The organism is Baekduia sp. (assembly GCF_035318805.1).
Classification (GTDB): Bacteria; Actinomycetota; Thermoleophilia; order Solirubrobacterales; family Solirubrobacteraceae; genus Baekduia.
Genome location: NZ_DATHDY010000060.1, coordinates 1 through 19,189, shown reverse-complemented (window position 1 = coordinate 19,189; position 19,189 = coordinate 1). Strand labels below are relative to the sequence as shown.

General features: G+C 69.5%; 10 protein-coding genes and 1 tRNA gene. 2 read left to right on the top strand and 9 right to left on the bottom strand.

Annotation, left to right across the window (positions count from 1 at the left end; all coding sequences use genetic code 11):
* Position 1: 1 nt before the first annotated feature.
* From VK501_RS13745 to VK501_RS13725, 5 genes are all read right to left on the bottom strand, one after another.
* Positions 2 to 1,702, bottom strand: coding sequence for a DUF1998 domain-containing protein (locus VK501_RS13745; protein ID WP_324338188.1), 1,701 nt, complete (start codon positions 1,700 to 1,702; stop codon positions 2 to 4).
* Complete coding sequence (locus VK501_RS13740; RefSeq protein ID WP_324338186.1) at positions 1,702 to 4,794, bottom strand: helicase-related protein; 3,093 nt, start codon at positions 4,792 to 4,794, stop codon at positions 1,702 to 1,704. The genes VK501_RS13745 and VK501_RS13740 overlap by 1 nt, the downstream gene beginning before the upstream one ends.
* Positions 4,791 to 6,578, bottom strand: a complete 1,788-nt coding sequence (locus tag VK501_RS13735) for a UvrD-helicase domain-containing protein (RefSeq protein ID WP_324338184.1) — start codon at positions 6,576 to 6,578, stop codon at positions 4,791 to 4,793. The genes VK501_RS13740 and VK501_RS13735 overlap by 4 nt, the downstream gene beginning before the upstream one ends.
* Positions 6,575 to 11,227: a DEAD/DEAH box helicase family protein gene (locus tag VK501_RS13730; protein WP_324338182.1), complete on the bottom strand. Its 4,653-nt coding sequence runs from the start codon at positions 11,225 to 11,227 to the stop codon at positions 6,575 to 6,577. Before VK501_RS13730 ends, VK501_RS13735 begins: the two co-directional genes overlap by 4 nt.
* Before the next feature lie 67 nt (positions 11,228 to 11,294).
* A complete protein-coding gene (locus tag VK501_RS13725; RefSeq protein ID WP_324338180.1) occupies positions 11,295 to 12,392 on the bottom strand; it encodes a DNA cytosine methyltransferase in 1,098 nt (365 codons plus the stop codon).
* A 198-nt stretch (positions 12,393 to 12,590) separates the two neighbouring features.
* Here VK501_RS13725 and VK501_RS13720 point away from each other — a divergent pair, with 198 nt between their 5' ends.
* Positions 12,591 to 13,115 carry a hypothetical protein gene (locus tag VK501_RS13720; RefSeq protein ID WP_324338178.1) on the top strand — a complete coding sequence of 175 codons (525 nt, stop codon included), beginning with the start codon at positions 12,591 to 12,593 and terminating at the stop codon, positions 13,113 to 13,115.
* A gap of 144 nt (positions 13,116 to 13,259) precedes the next feature.
* Here the strand turns inward: VK501_RS13720 and VK501_RS13715 are convergent.
* Positions 13,260 to 13,332, bottom strand: a tRNA-Phe gene (locus VK501_RS13715).
* Positions 13,333 to 13,371: 39 nt separating this feature from the next.
* Between VK501_RS13715 and VK501_RS13710 the strand changes: the two genes are divergently transcribed.
* The gene (locus VK501_RS13710; protein WP_324338176.1) at positions 13,372 to 14,946 is read left to right on the top strand and encodes a hypothetical protein; all 1,575 of its coding nucleotides are present in this window, start codon (positions 13,372 to 13,374) and stop codon (positions 14,944 to 14,946) included.
* Between the two features lie 211 nt (positions 14,947 to 15,157).
* Here VK501_RS13710 and VK501_RS13705 read toward each other — a convergent pair whose 3' ends face one another.
* The 3 genes from VK501_RS13705 to VK501_RS13695 all read right to left on the bottom strand — a co-directional run.
* Entirely contained in the window at positions 15,158 to 17,668 is a 2,511-nt protein-coding gene (locus tag VK501_RS13705; protein WP_324338174.1) for a penicillin acylase family protein, read from the bottom strand.
* A 147-nt stretch (positions 17,669 to 17,815) separates the two neighbouring features.
* The gene (locus VK501_RS13700; protein WP_324338172.1) at positions 17,816 to 18,805 is read right to left on the bottom strand and encodes a M23 family metallopeptidase; all 990 of its coding nucleotides are present in this window, start codon (positions 18,803 to 18,805) and stop codon (positions 17,816 to 17,818) included.
* An 83-nt stretch (positions 18,806 to 18,888) separates the two neighbouring features.
* A partial coding sequence (locus tag VK501_RS13695; protein ID WP_324338170.1) for a Zn-binding domain-containing protein occupies positions 18,889 to 19,189 on the bottom strand: 301 nt, incomplete at its 5' end.

The following is a 19,189-nucleotide window of genomic DNA, read 5'->3' as shown; positions in this document are numbered from 1 at the left end:
GTCAGATCCCGTGGAAGAACCCGATCTCAGGCTCGGACGGCGTCCCGACCAGCAGCGCCCGATCCAGATATCGGTTCATCTCGTCGCAGCTCGTCTCGGGCAGCAAGGCGCAGCTGTGGCAGGCCGCCAGGTTGAGCGCGTCCGACCCGCGGACGTCGCTCTCGATGCACACCGGATCCGCCGAGCACCATGCGAAGCGTTCCACCCCGTCACGGACGAGCCCCTCGAAGCGGTCGGGATTGCCCTGCGAGATGAGTCCGCCGAGGCTGCCGGCGGAGTCGCTGGTCGCGGTGTAGACGAGCACTCCACGCGCCCCGTCCTCGACGTAGAGCCGTTCTCGCAAGGATCCCGCCGGGTAGCCGACGTCCAGCGACAGCTGGTTGATCAGCGCGTGCGCGAGGACGTGTAGCAGGAGGAAGGACGGGGAGACATCCCGCTGGAGCGTGGTCCCCCACTCATCGTGGCGCCTGCGCGCCTCGTCTGCGATGCGTACTGCCCTCGCCTGGACTCGCTCGCTTGTGGCCCAGGTCGAAAGACGCGCCTCCGAGAGCCTGAGGAACAGGCCCTCGCCCTTCACCTCCATGGCGGGAAGCCAACCCAGCGTCTCATCGGCGAGCGACACGACGTTGCCGCCAGGGCCCGGCTGCGGCGGCTTGATGCGCGAGAAGCCCGCCAGGGCGCGAACCTCGCGTAGACGCGTCACGATCTGCAGCTGCTCGATCCACGGGGTGAGCGTCGTCGGCACCGTACCGGGCCGCGTCGCGAAGTCCACATCCTTCGTCGTCTCGACGCGACCACGCGAAAGCGCCTCGTACTCTTCGCGGCGGAGGCTCACCTCGCCCGTGGCCTCCCCCTGTTCTTCCTGCTTGCGGGCGGCGAAGATCGCCAGCAGCTCCTCCTTCGTGAAGCCGGTCTTCGCTGGGAGGCCCATCTGTTCGACGATCGTCCCGACGGCCTCGACCGGGACGTAGCGGAGCGTCGGCCAATGCCCGTCGAGTGCGCGTGACGCCGATTCCGACCACGGCGGGATCGACAGAGCCGAACGGGTGTGCGCGAACCAGACGGAGGACGCGCCTCGTTGCAGCGTCCTCGGCATTCGGTCGCAAGGCTCGCCGTCGAACGTCTTCCATGGACGACGTCCCTGGCAGGTGGACACGTTCGCCAGGGCCATCCGATCGAACGCGTGCTCCATCGTCCGACTGGCGCCGCAGCTGCATGAGATGACGATGCCGCGCAACGAGGCGGTCGCGCCGGTCGAGCTGATCTCCAGTCGGTGCCCACCGTCCGGGCGCGGTCCCTCATGGACCCAGCGGTCGTAGGGAAAGTCGTCGATGTGCCCTCTTTCGCACGCGATGACGAACCGCGACGGCACGAGGGTGTACGTGCAGTCAGGACAGGTGTTCAGGTCAAAATGGGTGAACTCGCGATGTCGGGCCAGGCGCTGGCAATTCGGGCAGGATTGCCACGTGGGGAACCGCACGACAGGGACATCCGGCCGGTCGTCGCTGGACGGCGGCTGCACGAACCCCGTGACGCGCAGCTCGCGCTCCAGGCGCGGCTCATGCAAGTCCGGATGGCTTACGTCCCAGCGCTCGGGCGCGGCGACCATGAGCGCCTCGTCACCCACCGGGACGATGGCCCCGACGCCGTATGTGGTGACCAGCTGGCTGCGTCGGATGCTGCCCTTGAGCTTGGGGGGCATCAGATCCTCACCAGGTAGAGATGGCTCTCACGATCGACGTCGCGCAGAGAGCTCGGCGTAGGCATGCCTTCGCCCTCCGCCTCATCGGCGGACGCCAGCAATGCATTGATCCTGTCGTACGGGTGCGCGTATACGAGCCGAGGCGCCTCGCGGCTTCGGGCGACCCAACGCCCGATCACGGCCTCGAGCTCGCGGAGAACCGCTTCGCCGCTCCCCGGCTCGACGCGTTCGGCCCGTTCGGACATACGCGCCGCGAACGACCTGAGGACGGGAAGGTGGTCCTCGACGTCGGCGGCCGCTGCGTTCTCTCGAAGCGCGGGCACCGCGGTGCGCGCGAGCGCGATGAGCGTGGCGTGAAGGGCGCGGTCCCGGGCCCGCGGGCTGAATGGCGTGACGCTCGTCGACTCGACCTGGCGATAGAGCTCGGAGTGGTACGTGGCAAAGCTCTCGTAGTGGGAACGATCCCGGGAACGTCCCGCGTTGTAGAGCGTGAGCACCAACCCGGGGTGTGCCCGTCCGACGCGACTCGTCGCCTGGATGTACTCGGCCGTCGTCTGCGGCTGGCCCATCACCGCCATCAGGCCCAGCCGGTCGACATCGACGCCGACCGAGATCATGTTCGTGGCCAACACGTAGTCGAGGGTGTCCTCGTCCGGGAGCCCGCGCGTCAGCGCAGCGAGGTGGCCCGGGATCGCGGACGAAGGCTCACGGCTCGTCAGCTCGATTTCGCGCGACAACTCACGCGGCACCCCCTCCCGTGCCAGCATGCCGATCCGCTCGCGGACGTCGTCGGTGATCTGGATACGGGCGCCACCGAGCACGCGAAGACTGTTGAAGTAGCCCACGAGCGTCCAATACGGATCCCGGTCCGGCGCCTCCGCCGGCACGTCCTTGGCCTCCTGCATGACCGCCGCGTAGACCCGGATCATCAAGGTGCTCTGGCTGGTACCGGGCGCCATCGCACCGACATATAGGCGGGAGGGCTTCTTCTCCGGGTCCGCGGTCGTCGCGAAGAACGAATCGCCTGCGTTGAGTCCCGGCGGCGGGAACTGCTTCATCGCGCGGTCGAAGAGCGCCCGCGACTGGCGGTCCGCCCGACGGATCGTCGCGGTCGACGCGATGATCTTGGGCCGGACGCCATCCTGCGTGCAGAGCAGGTCGATCGCGGCCTCATACAGCCCGGCGAGCGTCCCCAGAGGGCCAGAGATCAGATGGAGCTCGTCCTGGACGATCAGCTCGGGCGGCGGGACGTCGTCGTCGATGCCAAATAGCGCGTGGGCCTGCCTGACCCACGGCAATGTGGCGAACTTGTCGGCTGTCGCGATCACCAACGAGGGTTGCTTGCGGTACAGATCCTCATCGACGACGTAGATCGGCAAGCCGTTCGCGAACTCGCACGCCTTGTTCCGGCAGCTGATCACGAGCCGCGGGTTGACCTTCGCGATCCAGTAGGCCCGATGGTCGAGCTTCTGACCACACCATGGGCACACCCGGATCTGCACCGGGCTGCCCTGCTCGACGTCGACGTTGGTCCGCAGCTTGTCGAGCACGGCGCGCGCATCCTTCAACGTCGAAGGCGTGCCGTCCTTGCCGACCCACAAGCCGATGGAGACGGGCTCGTCGCCGAGCCCGGGGGTCCGACGTCGCACGACCTCGAGGGCGGTCATGAGCGCCGCCGCCCGCTCAAATTGCTGAATGGTCAACAATCTCAGTGTATATCTCATGATCACGGTGACGCCCCGGCCACCGTCGCCGCGCCGTAGCCGTCTCAACATGACGGTGAACGCGATCAGCCCGAGGTACGCCTCGGTCTTGCCGCCGCCCGTCGGAAACCACAGGAGATCGAGGAGTTCACGGTCGGCGTGCCGCGGGTCTGCGATGCCGTCGAGGTTGAGCAGGATGTAGGCGATCTGGAAGGGACGCCAACGGTGTTCACCGTCCGGATCGTCCTCATCCGGGCCGCCCTCAGGGCGATCGGCCGCCATCCACCTCCCGCGAGCCCGCTGGAGGAACATCGCCTCGTTCGCCAACCGGAAGGCCGTCCAGACGTCGTCTTCCGTGGCAAGGCGATCCACGCCCGACCGCATCCGAGCAAGAGCTCGGCGACAGTCCTCGAGATGGCTCCCGGCCGTCCTTCGGAGATCCTCGTCGAGCGCGGTGACTTCGCTTTCACGATCACCGATCCACGCCTCGTAGTCGTCGGTCAGCCGACGCAGTGCCGTGGTCACGTCTTGCCGGTCGTCCCGCGCCAACGACCTCATGGCGAGACCGTCCGTCGTGATCTCCGGGTTGCTGTCGGTCAGACGGAGCTCGTGGATCGGGACCGAGACCGTGCGGATCGCCGAGGCCCGATCGTCTCCGGCGGAGTCCCACTCAACCGCGGTTCCGTGCCCCACCGCGAAACCGCGAACGTCGCGGTAGATGAGGGCATAGCTGCGCAAATCCTCGTCGCCGACGGTCGCCCCGCCGCCGCGGCGCTCGCAGAACGCTGCACCGGCCGGCGTCTCGACGGACACCCGTGTCTGGAAGTAGCAGTCCGCATCCCGCTCGAACTGTGGCGCCTTGCGACGATTGACCACCATGACGGTCACGGCGGCTGAGCCGTCCTCATCGACCTCGCGGACCCGGTGGAAGAGGGTCAGGTCCGGCTCGAGCACGATCTCCCCACCGGGCGAGACGCCGCGGATCGGCAGTAGCGCTTCGAAGCGCAGCGGGATCCGCCGCCAGTGAGGATCCCGCTCGGCGGGGATCGGCTCGTAGCGGGCAGTGTCTACGACGACCCTGATCTCGTCGGCGACGGACGTGTCGACGGCGAACGTGACGCCCAGCGACGACGGATAGCGGATGTTGGCCAAGGCCACCGGCGGATCTGCGTAGGTCGCCTCGCCCCCGTCGTCGTCCTCGTCGACCTCGTCCTCCGGGGCCACCGAGAAGGCAGCCCCGGTCTGCGTCGCGGGGTAGAGCACCCCGCTGACGTAGCTGGTGAACGGCGTGTCGGTCAGTACCTCGTCATCGGAGCGCGGTCCCACGAGATCGCGTCGGACCGCAGCGACAAGCTGGTCGCGGACGTTGTATTGCGCTGCGTGCTTCATACGGCCTCCCAGTCGAAGTCTCCCAGTCCCACGAGCCTCGGTCGCAGCCAGAGGCCCGAACGTCCCAATCCCGCCGCCTCGCCGGTCTCGACCGAGCCCTTGACGGTCTCCAGGTCGTCGACCCTCACGTTGACGATCCGGGCAGGCACGCGGCGTGGCGCCCGTGCCCGGATCGCGTCGCCGAACTGCTCGCCGGTGATGCCGACGAGTCCGGCGTCGTGCATCAAGGCGTAGACGGGCAGCGGCCGACGTCTGTACTCGAACGTCCCGCGCAAGAGGAGCACGACCGCGTCGCCCGGCCGCACTCGCTCCTCCAGACGACGCTGGATCTCCATGGCATCTTCGTCGACGACGACCGCCCCCGCCGGTTCCACCGCGTGGACGTCGTCTCCCTGGATCTCCATGCCGAAGGTCTGCCAGGCCTGTCCTCCAGGCTTGATGAGTCGCCCCTTCGCATCTCGTGAGCGGATCCAACGGTCGCCGCCCTGGCGAGCACCACCATGTACGACCACCTCGCGGGCTCGGCTCATGGCGACGAACAGCACTCGTTCCTCGAGTCGGGCCTGCTCGACGTTCTCGTCCTTGCGGTGCGGCCATTCGACGACGACGCAGCGGTCGAACTCCAGCCCCTTCGCGCGATGGATCGACGACACGACGAGCGAATGGTCCGGCTCGTCGATCAGCTCGGGCGGCAGATCTGCTCCGGCGCCGATGCGCCCGGCCGCCTCATGCGTCCGGACCGTCATTCCGCGCCCGCCCGGGTCGAGCCTGCATAGAAGTGCCCACGCGTCGTCGGGCTGGGGCAGCCCCGGGAACCCGACTGCCTCGAGCTCCGCGAGCCGTTCGTCGACCCTGTCACGGGTCGACGTCGATGCGCCGGCCAGCACGGGTGCCACCCAGCCCGCCACGGCGCGATCGGCCGCACCCCGGCGGACGCGATGCACGACACCGTTCTCGTGGAGAGCCCGGGACATCAGCAGAGCGGTGGCGTTGTCACGGCACAGAATCGCACGATCGCCGGGCAGCAGCGGCACCATCGCCGACAGGTCCTCCCACGGACCCAGCGTGTCCATCCGGGCGAAGGCGTCGGATGCCGGCACCGCCGAGATGTCCTCACCACACATGAGGGCACCGCGAACTTCCCGCAATGTCCTGGCGAGGCCATCGTCGGACCGCCGGTTGCCTTCAAGCTCCTGCCGACGATCGGCGAGGTCGTTCAGACGGACGATGAGCGACGGCCCACCGCCCGCGCCGATCTCGTGGTCGTAGATCGCCTGGGCGGGATCGCCGAACGTCGTGAACCCGCATCCGCACGCCTGGAGCAGGGATGCGACGAACATGGCGCGAGCACCGACCAGATCCTGCACCTCGTCCACGAAGACGTGGACGATCGGTTCGAGCGTGGGAGCCGCCGCGCCGGAAGCCAACAGCTCGATCGCCGCCACGATGCGCCTGTCGAAGCCGTAGCGCGTCCACCGGTCGTCCGGGGCATTCTCACGTAGGAGGCGCGACGCGAACGAGTCGAACGTCTCCGGAAAGGCGGACCGGCGGATGTGGTCACGACGATCGCGGCGGCCCAGCTCGTGCACGACCGAACGCGTGAAGCTCAGCATGAGCAGGTCAGACGGTGCAAGCTGCTCACCGTCGACCAGCCGGACGGCACGCCGCAACAACGTCCAGGTCTTGCCGGTGCCCGGCCCTGCGCTCACGAACGTCCGCGCCGTCGCAGGAAGCTCGATGACCTCCTGTTGTGCTCGGCTCGGCGCGTCGCCGGCGCCCGTCACGCCTCAGGACCGTCCCACAAGTGCTCGAAACGCCGGAACGCCAGTGCCTCACCGTAGTTCACGATGTTGTCCGCGACATTGACGATCAGGCATTCCTCGGAGCCTCCGTTGTGCGGTCCGCGCAGCCCTCTCCCGATCATCTGCTGGTAGACGTTCGGCGAGTAGGTCGGCCGTGCCACGTACACGGCGCGAACCTTCGGTGCGTCAAACCCCTCCTGAAACACCGCGTAGTTCGTCAGGACTCGGAGCCGCCCCTCGCGGAACTCGCTGACGTAGTGCCTGCGAGCCGCCGGAGGGGTCGTCCCCGACACGCTCGCGGCCCGGATCCCCTGCGCGGTCAGCAAGCCGGCCATGACGCTGGCGTGTTCCAAAGACGCGCAGAAGACGAGCGAGGTCCAGTCCTCCGGATGTGCGCTGATCGACTCCAACAACATGCGGTTGCGGTCGAGGTCGGCGGCCAGCCGGTCGCCGGCCGACGAGGGAAGCAGCCGCGTCCGCTCCAGCTCCTCGAACTCCTTGGCGGACAAGGTGATGTCGGCTCCCGCAAGCACCTTGTGCTCGACTCGTGACAGCACTCCCTTGCGTTGCAGGGCGGCGTACGGATCCTCGTCTCCGAACGCCGCATCGTCCAGACGGCGGCTGCCGAAGCGACTCGCGAGCCTGAGCGTCTCGGTCTCGCTCATCCCACGATATGGCGTGGCCGTCATGCCGATCAGCGGCACACGCCCCTTGCCGCGAGCCATGCCCTGCCACTCCAGCACGGTCGTGTAGGAAGGACTGATCGCGAAGTGTGCTTCATCGATGACGATGCAGCACGCCTGACGCAACCAGGCGTAGCGCTCACTGCGAACCACGCCACTGGTGAGCTTGTCCACGGTCGCGATGACGATCTGCGCGCCTTCTGCGACCGGCTCGGCCTCGTTCGCGGCCCACAGCCGGCTCAGCGTCAGCCGCCCCCTCGTACCTTGGTCGCGCCAGACCTCGCTGAAGGCCTGCACCGCCTGCTCGCACAGCTCGTCGCGTGGGGCGATCCACAGGACGGGCGACTGCAGGTCGCCGGCCACCAGGGCCTGAACCAGCGCCTGCGTCACCACACGCGTCTTCCCCGCCCCCGTCGGCAACGAGACCATTCCTCTGGCGGATGCGCTCGCGGGGTCCGTACGCAGCAGCGCGCGGACCTCCCGCACCACAACCTTCTGATAGTCGTGGAGCTCCTCGAGTTCCGGCGGTCCGTCGACCTCGAGCATGCTGTCGCGGCGGCTCTGCGGGAAGCCCGCGTGCTCCATGCCGAACTTCAGACGACGGACGAACTCCAGAGCCGATCGGGATCCCGCCCAGGTCCGCGGTGGTTGGAGCCCGGCCTCGTCGAGGTCGTCCTGGAACGTTTTGAGCGTCTCGACGCCGTAGACGGCGAACGCCAGCTCCGCCAGGTCCTCGTGGGTCAGCGGTCCGCGGAGTTCTTGCACACCGTCGAGCAGCGCGGCCGGGAGGCCGGCGCGAAGACGATCCTCCGAGACGACCACCGAGAGTTTCGCCGCATCCGTAGGCGCGTCGCGCACTCGTGCCTGACGATCACGGATCTCGGCGTCGAGCTTGTTCTCGATGATGCGATCCACGGCCGCGGCGTCCAGGGCGAGTCCCAGCTTCTGCCCGCCGCGCCGCAGCAGCGCCGCGTCATCCAACCGCTCGTCGACATAGAGGATCTGGCCTTCCAAATGGATCGCGGTCGCCTCCGACTCCCTCCCTCCCGCGCCGAACGACTCGATGCGGATCTCAGAGCAGCGCGCCACCTCGACATCGCGTGCCCGCCCTGTGAGGAACAGCCGCAAAGCCGGAAACAGGTCGCCGAGTGCCGCGCGCGGTCCTGTCTCGACCGCGACGACCTCGCTGGCCACCTCGTCGTCGCCACGGCGGACCGCCCAGACTCCGACGAGAAGGTCGACGTCCGTCTCCTCGTCGAGGACGAGCAGCGGGATGTCGGTCTGGCGCAGGACCGCGACGGTCCGGGCCGATGACGTGACCCGTAGTTCGTCGCGAGGGACGGTCGCGATCGCCCCGGAGACCTCAGCCAGGACGGTGGCGGGAGGCGGACCGCCGGCCCGCGCGACCGCGAGCGAGAAGCGCTTGGCGAGGGTCAGGTCGCGGGTTTTCATCAAGCCCTCGAAGGCCTTCTGCCACTGCGCCTCCGACAGTTCCTCCAAGGACTGAGGAAGCTTCAGAGCCTCCGCGGCCAAGGCCGGCATTGCCGCGACGGGCAGCACCGCCGCCCATTGCTTCAGGGCCGGGCCGACCCATGCGTCGGCGGTCACCAGCCCCGCCGAGGTCTCGGCGGAGCCGTGTCGCTTGACGACTTCCAGCACCGGATGTAGAACCGTCGTCGCCGGGTAGCGGTTGCCGGGATAGCTGACGTCGGTTCGCGGGAAGGAGACCTGCGCCTCGAGCAACGCGAGGGTGAACCGCGCCTTGTCCTCGCCCTCCAACGCCTCCAGCGGCGACAGCGGCCCGGCGACCGTCGACGGCTCGACGACGACCTTGTCGGGATCCAGAATGGCGGGCCGCAACTTGGCGACGTGGGCATCGACCGTGCGGCGCCGGAACTCCACCATCGCAGGCTCCGCCGCACGGGCGCCACCTGCCGAAGGTGCCGCCACGGCCCCCAGCTGACGGAGCAACGGCAGCTCGGAGCGGTGATGCTCGACGTCGACGACCACGTCGGGCGACGTCCCGGGACCGGCGATCGACCCCGGCAAGAGTGTTGTGACCAAAGGGAGGTAGCGTCCGCCGACGACACGGACGCGCAGGTTGTCGGCGTTGAAGCCCGCGTCGTGAAGCGCCGCCTCCGCGGCGTGCGGGACGACCCTTCCTGCGAGCTTCCAGAGGCCGTCCCAGTCCTGGTGGATGTCCCGCGGCTTGCGTCCGCCCAGGAGCGAACGCAGCTCCAACTCAGCGTCGACGGGCGCGACGCCAAGGGTGACGAGCGCCGCCCGTGTCCTCGCCGTCTTCGCGAGCGATGGATGGACGAGGCGGATCCCGAGCGTCGTGACCGGCTGGTCTCCGGGCAGCAAGACGTCCACTGCGGTCGCCATCTGGCCGTCCTCGTCGACGACGACGGCCGCCGCGCGTGCCCGCTGCGCGAACTCGGGGCTCTTAGCCACTTCGGCGGCTACGAGGATCGCGTAGCCAGAGGCCTGCAGCGGCGGTGGTCCACCGGGCTCGACGGAGGGCATCAGCGCCTCCAACCAGCGCGGCACGGTGGCGACACGACCTCCGGGAGACGCCTCGATGAAGCGCTCGGCGCGAGAGCGTCGCGTCTGTGTGTCGTCGATGCTGGCGTGGGTCCAGTCGACCGGGCGGTTCGGCACCGCCGCCCACCGGCGCAGGGCGTCCTTGGACAGGCCGGGCGGATGCAGTGTGAGGCCGGCCGGGGGCTGCAGCACCCCGTCCTGATCAGGCAGCGTCGGATGGTGCGCGGCATCGGCGTTGAGCCGCTCGGTGAGGTGCCGGTCGGCCCAGTTGCGATCCTCACGACCACGGGCCGGCAAGACGTCGAGGATGTTGCCGGGATCGTCCTCGACCGTGAGCTCTTCCAGATGCCGGAGGACGAGATCGGCGGCATGGTCGAGGATCTCGCGGTTGAACGTGCCCTCGATCACCCGGGTGCGATCGTCGTTGAGCTTCCACGGCGCGTTGACGACCCCGGAGAGCGTCGTCTCCTCGAGCGTCGGGAAGTAAGCCCACAGGGCGCCGGTGCGGCTACGTGCGCGCAGCGGCACCGCCCATTGGAGCCGGATCACCTCACGGTCGGCCATCGCCCCGCCGTCCCGCGACGCCTCGGGACTCGGGGCAAAGTCGTCCGAGAACACACGCCAGACATCGCTTTGGTCGCCCTCCACGAGTCGATGCTCGAAGCCGTCGGCGCCGGACTCGAGGCTGATCTCACGGCGCTTGCCTCGTGCTCGATCGTCGAGGATCAGTTCGGAGATGTGGGGGGAGAAGACGACGAACTGGGCGGGGAAGTTCGCGAGATCTGCCGGGAGCCACGCCCCCTTGCCCCGCTCGAGCGGAAGCCGGACCACAGACGTAGCCCAGGCCGTCAGCTCCGCGAGCACGGGATCCTCGGCGGCAGGCCCGGTCACGTCGATCGGCCTCGCCAGTCGTAGGACGGGAGTCCTGGCGACGTCACCCACCACGTCCTTGATGCGGGTCGCGGCGAAGGCGTCGTCGAACCCGAAAGATCCCGAGCGAGAGAAGAACTCCGGCGTCGTCGTGACGCCGAGCACGGACTTGAAGCCCAGCCCGAAGCGTCCGATCTCGGGGCCGCGCTTAGAGCTGCGGTAGGCGCTCAAGATCGCGCCGGCGCCCTCCGGGGTGATCGCGTTGCCCTGGTTGGCGCAGTAGAGACAGTCATCGGTCAGGACGACCTCAACACGACCTGGCGCCTCGATCATCTCGTCGGCGCCGTTCTGGATGAGCTCCCACAGCTGCCGACGCCCATAGCCCCCATCGGCCTGGATCCGTTCCGCGTTGGCGTGCTCCTCCACCAGTGCGGGGTTCACGCCATAGGCCGCCAGGCAGCGGGCGTTCAGCTCTTCCACGTGCTTGCCGACCGGCCCCTCCGGTCCGACCCACTCCTGTACCGCGATGGCCATCCCCGCCTTTGTATCGCTTACGACCACTCAATAGGGCGGTCGTCGCACAGGAATTGTGCTCACAGGCTCAAGCAGCCACGGCGTGGCGGTCCGCAGCACACGTGAGCAACCCGTGCGCGACCGCATCGTCCGCGACGACCTGGCCGATGTGTGTCGCGAGCGGTGGTGGGACGGCATTGCCGATTTGCCGCCCCACGCTCGTGAGCGACTGATCCTCAGGCAGCGTGAACCGCTCCAACGAGAAGCCCATCAACAGGGCGCCCTCGAGGATCGTGATCGAACGATGGGCCTCCGGATGGAGGTACCTGCCCTTCTCGGGCTTGTAGAACTCGGTCCGGATCGTCGGCGCGGGCTCATCCCAGCGCATGCGCCCGAAAACGTCGGTGGTGCCGTGGGTCTTCTTACGCCAGCACGGAGGGACCAGGTGCCCCAGACCTGCGTCGTCGAGCGACCGCTGCATGTCGAACCGATTGCCCCCCGGAGGCACGTGGGCGTATCGGATCTTGGAGATCTCGCGCGGGTTCCGATTGCGATGCCAGCTGGCTCCGTCGGGCGTGGCCGACAGGTGTCCGATCGCGTCCCGCACGGTGAGCCAAGGCACGGCCGGTTCGAGCCGAACAGGAGCCGACGGGGCACGATGGCTCGCGACCGGAAGCGCCAGCTTGCCGAGCCGGCTTCCCAACACGATGGCGCGTCGACGTCGTTGAGGCACGCCGTAGTCGGCGGCGTTGAGCACGCCTTCGGTAATGAACCAGTCATCGGTCATCGCCCGCTTCTTGAAGTCGGCGTACTCCGGCGACGTCAGCAGCTGAGGGACGTTCTCCATGACGAAGTACGCCGCCTCCGTGGCCGCGAGCGCTCGCTCGTACTCGCGCCACAGACGTCGCCGCACGTCGGCGTCGCGGTTGCGGTTCAAGGTCGAGAACCCTTGGCATGGAGGTCCGCCGATGAGTACGTCCCCCAACGGGAACTCCTCAGACCTCACCTGCTCGATGGGACGGCATTCGACGTGCGCGCCGAAGTTGGAGGCATAGGTGACCGCAGCATCGGCGTCGTGCTCGACGGCGTAGACGGGATCGAACATCGCCTCGGATCCGTCGCGGACCTCCATGAAACCGCTGGTCATGCCGCCGCAACCCGCGAAAATGTCGATCAGCCGCAGCACGACGCGCAGACTACGGCGATTCACGGATAGAAGGAGCGCCCGCGCTGTCCGTCCGAGCGTGAACATCGCATACGATGCGGACGTCGGCTAACCAGGATCTGGTCGGGCCGGTCCCGGAGCCTGCCCACGCGGTGGAACTCGGCGAGAAACTCGGCAACCGCTCACGGCGGGTCATGCGCGGGACTGCGGCGGACTGCGGTGGCCGGCGGCGTGGTCGTCGCCGGACTAGCCGCCGCGGCGGTCGTCATCGCGGGCGCGGCGCTCGCTGGGCGCGCGCAGCCTGACCCGATCATCATCGGCGCCATCCCTGCGGGAGGGCGAGGCGGCCGGGAGGTTCGTCCTCTATCGGTGGGATTGGTGAGCATCACCAACGAACTGGCCCGGCGGCTGCACATGCTCGACCTGCAGAAATGGGACATCCTCATCGAGAGGCCGATTTTTTCGCCGAGCTCGTCGCCCATGGCAGTGCCGACCAGGTACTCGGAGGGCATTCCCTCGATCCTTTCTGGCGACGTCGTGAGCCCCGTGGTGGGCGCGCGGCGCCGCCGAGTCTTCTGGAGGGCCGCCACCTTGACGGCCCCGCTCGAACGGCGGGCAACACGACATGGAATCGTGGTGTGCTTGGTTCGAGGGCGCGCGGGCGCTTCGCCCGGACCGGCCGTGGACGTGCCACTGCAAGGGATTCTCGGCATTGATCGCCTGCCGTCTCGGTCCCGCTTGTGAGCCGTAAGTCGCCGATTCGAGGGCCGTGAAACGGTCCCAATAGGCCATGAATAGGCCATGAAGCGCGACAGTGGCGCGTAGGCGCCCAATTTTGCGCGCTTGACGGCGAAGAAAAGGGCGCCTGTTTGCAGCGCCTTCCTCCGATGGCGAGTCCCGGACTCGAACCGGGGACACCACGATTTTCAGTCGTGTGCTCTACCAACTGAGCTAACTCGCCGTGGCGCGGAAGGGTAGCGCGGTAGGTAGCCTCGGCGCCGTGTCGCGACGTGCGGTTCTCGCCATCTGCGTGATCGTCCTCGTTGCGGCGGGTGGCGTCTTCCTGCTCACGCGGGGCAGGGGTGATGAGGAGCGGGCCGCCGTCAGCGATCCGCTCGCCGAGGCGCTCGGCTACGCGCCCGCGTCCGCGGAGCTCGTCGCGGCGCTGGAGGTGCAGAAGGGCTCGCCGCAGGGGGAGGCGCTGCGGGAGCTCGCTCGCACCTTCCCGGCTGCTCGGTTCGGGGCCGACGCCGTGCGCACCGGCGCCCGGAACCTCGGCTTCGACGCCGATGCCGACCTCCCCTCGCTGCTCGGCGGGCCGATCGTTCTCGCCGGTCCCGCCGCTGCGGTCACGAAGCTGGCGGGCACGGCCACCGCCGGCCTCGCGCTCGATCTCACGCCGGTGCTGCGCGCCGGCGCCATCGCCGCGGTCGTCGGCCGCTCGACTGACGACGTCGCCGCGGTCATGCGCCGGGCCGTCGACGACGGTCGCCTCACGAAGCTTCCGGCCCTCTCTCCCGGCGTCGCGCAGTACCGTCTCCCGAACGGTGCGGGCGTCGTCGCCGTGCGCGACGCCGACATCGTCCTCGCCGGCGACAGCGCCCGCCTCAAGCAGGCCGTCGCCCTCCGCGACCGCCAGGGCGGCCTCACGCGCGCCACGTTCGAGCAGCGTCTCGGCAACGTCCCGCAGCCGGCGCTCATCCTGGCGACCGCCCAGCCGCGGGCGCTGGTCGGCGCGGCCGCCAAGGGTGTCCCGTGGGTCGACGCGCTGCGGGGCGGCGCGGTCTCCGTCCGCCTCGCGGACCCGGGCGTGCGCGTCCGACTCCACCTCGCCACCGACCCCGCCGCGCTGCGCCCGCAGGACCTCCCGCTGGCGCCCGGCGCCGCCCCGCCCACGCCCGCGGCCGGCGCCGCGCAGATCTACGCCGGCGTCCGCAACCTCAGCCAGACGATCCGCGTCCTCGACGCCTCGCGCGACACGTTGCAGCTGCCGTTCCTCGGCAGCGTGACCGATGCGCTCAAGACCCTCGACTCCATCAAGGGGCCGCTCAAGACCTTCGGGCGCATCGATGTCGACCAGGCGCTGCTCGACCAGCTCACCGGCACGACGACGATCACCCAGGAGGCCAACGGCGTCGCGCTGCGCGGCGAGCTCACCGACGGTGGCCCGCTGCGCACCGCGCTGAACCGCATCGCGTCGATCCCGGACTTCGCGATCGACGCGGCGAACTTCACCGACCTCGACCTCGACAAGGCCGGCGACGACGCCTACGAAGTCCGCCGCAAGGGCACGACGTTCCTGAAGGTCGCGGTCCTCGGCACCACGCTCGTGGTGACCAACGACCTCGCCGCGAGCCTCCGGCGCATCGCCGACCGGCCGACGCGGCGGGTCACGTCCACCGGCCCGCTGACCTTCCACGCCGAAGGGCGCGCGATCCAGGACCAGCTCGTCCAGCGGCTCGGGCTGCCGGGCCTGGCGCGCCTGATCCTCGGCGGCTTCGGCGACCTCGACGGCTCCGCGACGTCGACGCTTGCGAGCACCGACATCGACGCGACGCTCGTGCTCGAGCGCTGAGGCGCGCCCGGGGGGTGGGCCTGTCCGGCGCGGCGTCACCGCGCTGAACGGGCCCACCCGCCCCGGGGGCTGGCGGTGGGCCTGTCCGGCGCGGCGTGACCGCGGTAAACGGGCCCACCTGCCTCGACGTTGAGGCGTGCCCCCGGGGCGGGCCCGTCCGGCGCGGCGTCACCGCGCTGAACGGGCCCACCCGCCCCGAGGGCGTGTGCTGCTACTGCCCGAAGGCCATCACCTGATGGATGCCCGTGGGCTTGTTGGTGTACTGCATCGTCGTCAGGGGCAGCGGCGTAAACGTGATCGTCGCCGCCTTCTCCGTCCATTTCGACGGATCTGCGCCCTGCTTGGCCGCGATCGACGTACCGGCCGAGGCCAGCGCCGCCCACAGCTCCTTCGAGCAGCGCGAGACGCTGCCGTTGCCGCAGTAGGTCAAGTGGTACTTGCCCTTGACCGTCTGCCCGAGCTCGGTGCGCAGATCCTTGCCCATGTACTGGTGCCAGCCGCTGTACTGGCCGCCCGGAGGCGCGTCGAACCGGCTGATCCGGCCCTCGAGCTGCTGGCAGAGCCCGCTGCCGAGACGGTCGCACAGCCCCGCGTCGGTGATCTTCTTCCAGGCGGCGTCGAGGACCACGGCGCCGGGGTTGTCGATGTTGCCGTCGAGGTTGGCGTCGACGCGCGAGCCGCCGGCGTCGTGCCACTGCTGCAGCACGTCGGCGACCTGGGTCGCCTGCGCGCTGGGCGCCTTGCCCTTGGCGAGCATCGCCTTCAGCGTCGGCCAGAGCTCGACGATGCGGACGTCCTCGGTGGCCGCCGCGTTGGCGGCGCCGAGCACGTTGGCCAGCGTCGCCTTCGGGGTGCGCGCCAGCTCGCCGCGGAGCAGGTCGACGCGCTGGATGCCGCCCTCGTTGCCGAAGCGGTCGTCACCGGCCGGGAAGTTCGCCGCCGGCTTGTTGTTCCAGTTGACGATGTAGCCCGTGGACGGGTTGATCACCTGCGGGTGCTTGGAGGCGGCGAGCTCGCCCTTCCACTCGTACTTGCCCGACCCGTCGACCGGCAGGTCGCCGTTGACGCCCTTGGCCCGGACCGGGATGGCGCCCGAGGTGTAGAACGCCGACTCGGTCGCGCTGCCGTAGAACGAGTTGAACGTCTGCGGCGTCTTCTTGGCCGCGTTGACGAAGTCCTTCGCGCTGTGCACGCGGCCGAACGTCATCTGCTGGTTGAACAGCAGGTCCACCGCGTCGCGGCCGTAGCTGGAACGCTTGCTCGACAGGGCGATCTGCTTGCCCGTCTTGTCGTCCTTGGCGTAGCCGACGACCGGTCCGTGGACCGTGCGGTAGAACACGGCCTTGGTGGTCTTGCCGCCCTTCTCGATCGTGCCGGCGTCGACCTTCTCCATCTTCAGGCACTTGCCCTTGTAGGAGTACTTGATCTTCGACCCGCCGCAGAGCTTCTCGGCGTAGGTGTCGATGATGTCGGCGCCCGCCGAGGTGAGCGACCACGCGTAGTCGGCGCCACGGCCGATCAGCATGTACCCCGGGAACGGGGCCGAGGTCGCGCCGCGCACGTCGATGCTCGGGCTCTTGATCTGCATCTCCAGCGTCAGGCCGGGGTAGTTGAACCCGATCTGCGGGCCGCCGACGAACAGCGGCTTGCCGGTGGCCGAGTGCTGGCCCGAGACCACCATGATGTTGCTGGCAAGCTGGCGCTTGCCCGTCGACGCGGCGGTCGCGGTGGCGGCCTTGGCGCCGGGCAGCGCGACGAAGGAGTTCTTGAACGACCCCTTCTTCAGGCGCACCACGCCGGCCGGGTTGCTCACGCTCACCGACGTCTGGTTCGGATAGCTCTTGCTCGTGGTGACCGTGGCCTCCGGGTCGTTGCGGGCCCGCAGGTCCTCGAACGCCGCGTCGCCGGTCTTCTTGCCGAGCTTGCCGCGCAGGCTCGCGAGGAAGTTGGCGTTGTCGATCTCCTGACCGCCGCCCTGACCCAGGAACTGCGACTTGATGGCGTTGGCCGCGTAGAGGTCGGTGCGGGTGAACTTCGGCGCCGTGGGCTGGGTCTCCGCCATGCGGGCGTTGATGCCCGCGAGGTAGGTGTCCATGTCGTTGAGCAGCTGCCGGCCCTGCGTCCCCTGCGCCTCGATGCTCTTGTTCTGCAGCTCGGTGGCCTGCGTCACGACCTTGGCCGACGGCTTGTAGTTGTACAACCCGAGGACGAGGTTGATCGCCGGCACTCCGGGCAGGTCGATCAGGCCGGCGACGCCGTTGTAGCGGGCCTGGTTGAGCAGGAGCGCCTGGTCGATCGCCACCACGTAGCCGGCGCCGAAGATTGCGCCTGCGTCGGTGTCTGCGTAGATGTGCGGGACCCCGTAGGGGTCGCGCTTGATCCGCGCGCTCACCGGGCCGGCGGTCGGCGACGTGCCGCTGACGGTCTGCGACGTGACGAACGACGGGTCGTCCTCGGCCAGCAGCGCGGCGGACTTGTAGTAGCCGGTGCCGTCGGCGCTCGGCTTGAGCACGTCGTCGGTGATGTTCCGGAACAGCGGCGTGATCCGGTCATACATCTTGGCCTGCGTGTCGGCGGGCAGGAACCCCGGCGTGGTGGCCCAGGGGACGCCGGGTCCCTCGTTGCCGTGCGGGATGATGTTCAGCGTCGTGTCAGCGGACGCCGTGGGTGCGGCCGCGGCAAGTGTGACTGCCGCGGCAAGGATGGCGCGTCGTGCGAGCACCGGTCCCCTTCCTCTCCTGATCAGGTGGCGCGGGCTGCCGGGACAGCGACCCGCGCGTGAGCCGACGGGACAGTACTTGACGAGCTGTCAGGTCACGCACGGTGCAACGTTCCGACCGAAACGGGACGCGCGCGTACTCCTTGGCGGCTAACGATCCCAGGCCTGCAGCTGCGCCAGCGGGTCGACCGGGTGGCTGTCCTTCGACGTCCGCCACCCGCCGATCCAGATCTCGAAGTGCAGGTGGGGACCGCTCGCGTCGCCGGTATGGCCGACGCGGCAGAGCTGCTGGCCGGCCGCCACGGCCTGGCCGAGCGTGACCGCGAACGTGTCCTTGGCGCAGTGGGCGAAGAAGAACGACCGGCCGTCGGCGGCGGCGAGCGTGAGGTAGAAGCCGGCCGACGAGGCCTGGTAGTCGCGCGCCACGATCGTGCCGGCCAGCGGGGCGACGACCGGCACGCCCTCGGCGGCCACGACGTCCTGGCCCTCGTGGACGTGCCCGGTGCGTCCGGCGCCGAAGCGGGCGCTTTCGCCGCCGTAGGTGTGGGGGCCGGCGACGGGGAAGACGCCGTCGTCGGCGATGCCCGGGTCCGGGGCGGCCGGGGGGACCGGCGGCGCGACCACCGGCGGCGGGACGACCTTCCTGGCGCGGACGGTCAGCGGCGCGCGGCCGGAGGCGTGCGCGCGGCGCAGCAGCGTCCCGCCGGCCGGGCCCTGCGCATGGACGGCGACGACGTAGCGGCCGGGCTTCAGCACGGACGCGCGCGGCCAGGCCGGATGGAGCAGACGGCCGGTGCGCACGCGGCCGAGGTCGATGCTCAGCGTCGTGCCGTCGCCGTCGATGGGCCGGAAGGCGACGCGGGCCGCCACGGAGCGCACGCCGTACTGCTCGATGCGCAGCGCGAGCCGCGGCGCGGTGCCCTCGGTCAGCGTGTGCGGGCCGATCCGGAAGACGGTGGCGACGGGGCGCGCGGCGCTCGGGCGCCCGTTGGGCTGGCCGAACTCGGCGCCTCCCGAACGCGGGCCCGCCGGTGCGGACGCGGCGCCGACCGAGGCGGCGCCGGACGCGGGCAGCGCGACGCCGGCCGTCGCGAGGACCGCGACGGACAGCGGAAGAAGGGAGCGCCTGGACCCGCGCATGTCCCGAACGTCGGCAGGTCAGGACCGGGATTGGGCGCCGCAAGCCGCGTTGCGCAGCTTCGACGCCCCGCACTGCAGCCTGGTCAGCGATCCAGCATGCGCTGCAACATCTCGGCCGCGCCGGCCTTGGCCAGCGGCTCGTTGAGGTTGCCGCACTTCGGCGACTGCACGCACGACGGGCAGCCGGACTGGCACCGGCACTCGCTGATGAGCCGGTAGGCGTCGCCGACGAGGCGCTCGAAGCCGGTGAACCCCTGCTGGGTGATGCCGACGCCGCCGGGGTGGCCGTCGTAGATGAAGATCGTCGGGCCGCCGGTCTGCGGGTGCAGGTTGGTCGACAGGCCGCCGATGTCCCAGCGGTCGCACATCGCCAGCAGCGGCAGC

Bases quoted from the DNA above. Each gene is read 5' to 3' on its own strand.
- VK501_RS13745 (WP_324338188.1), bottom strand. From the start codon at position 1,702: ATGCCCCCCAAGCTCAAGGGCAGCATCCGACGCAGCCAGCTGGTCACC.
- VK501_RS13740 (WP_324338186.1), bottom strand. From the start codon at position 4,794: ATGAAGCACGCAGCGCAATACAACGTCCGCGACCAGCTTGTCGCTGCG.
- VK501_RS13730 (WP_324338182.1), bottom strand. From the start codon at position 11,227: ATGGCCATCGCGGTACAGGAGTGGGTCGGACCGGAGGGGCCGGTCGGC.
- VK501_RS13700 (WP_324338172.1), bottom strand. From the start codon at position 18,805: ATGCGCGGGTCCAGGCGCTCCCTTCTTCCGCTGTCCGTCGCGGTCCTC.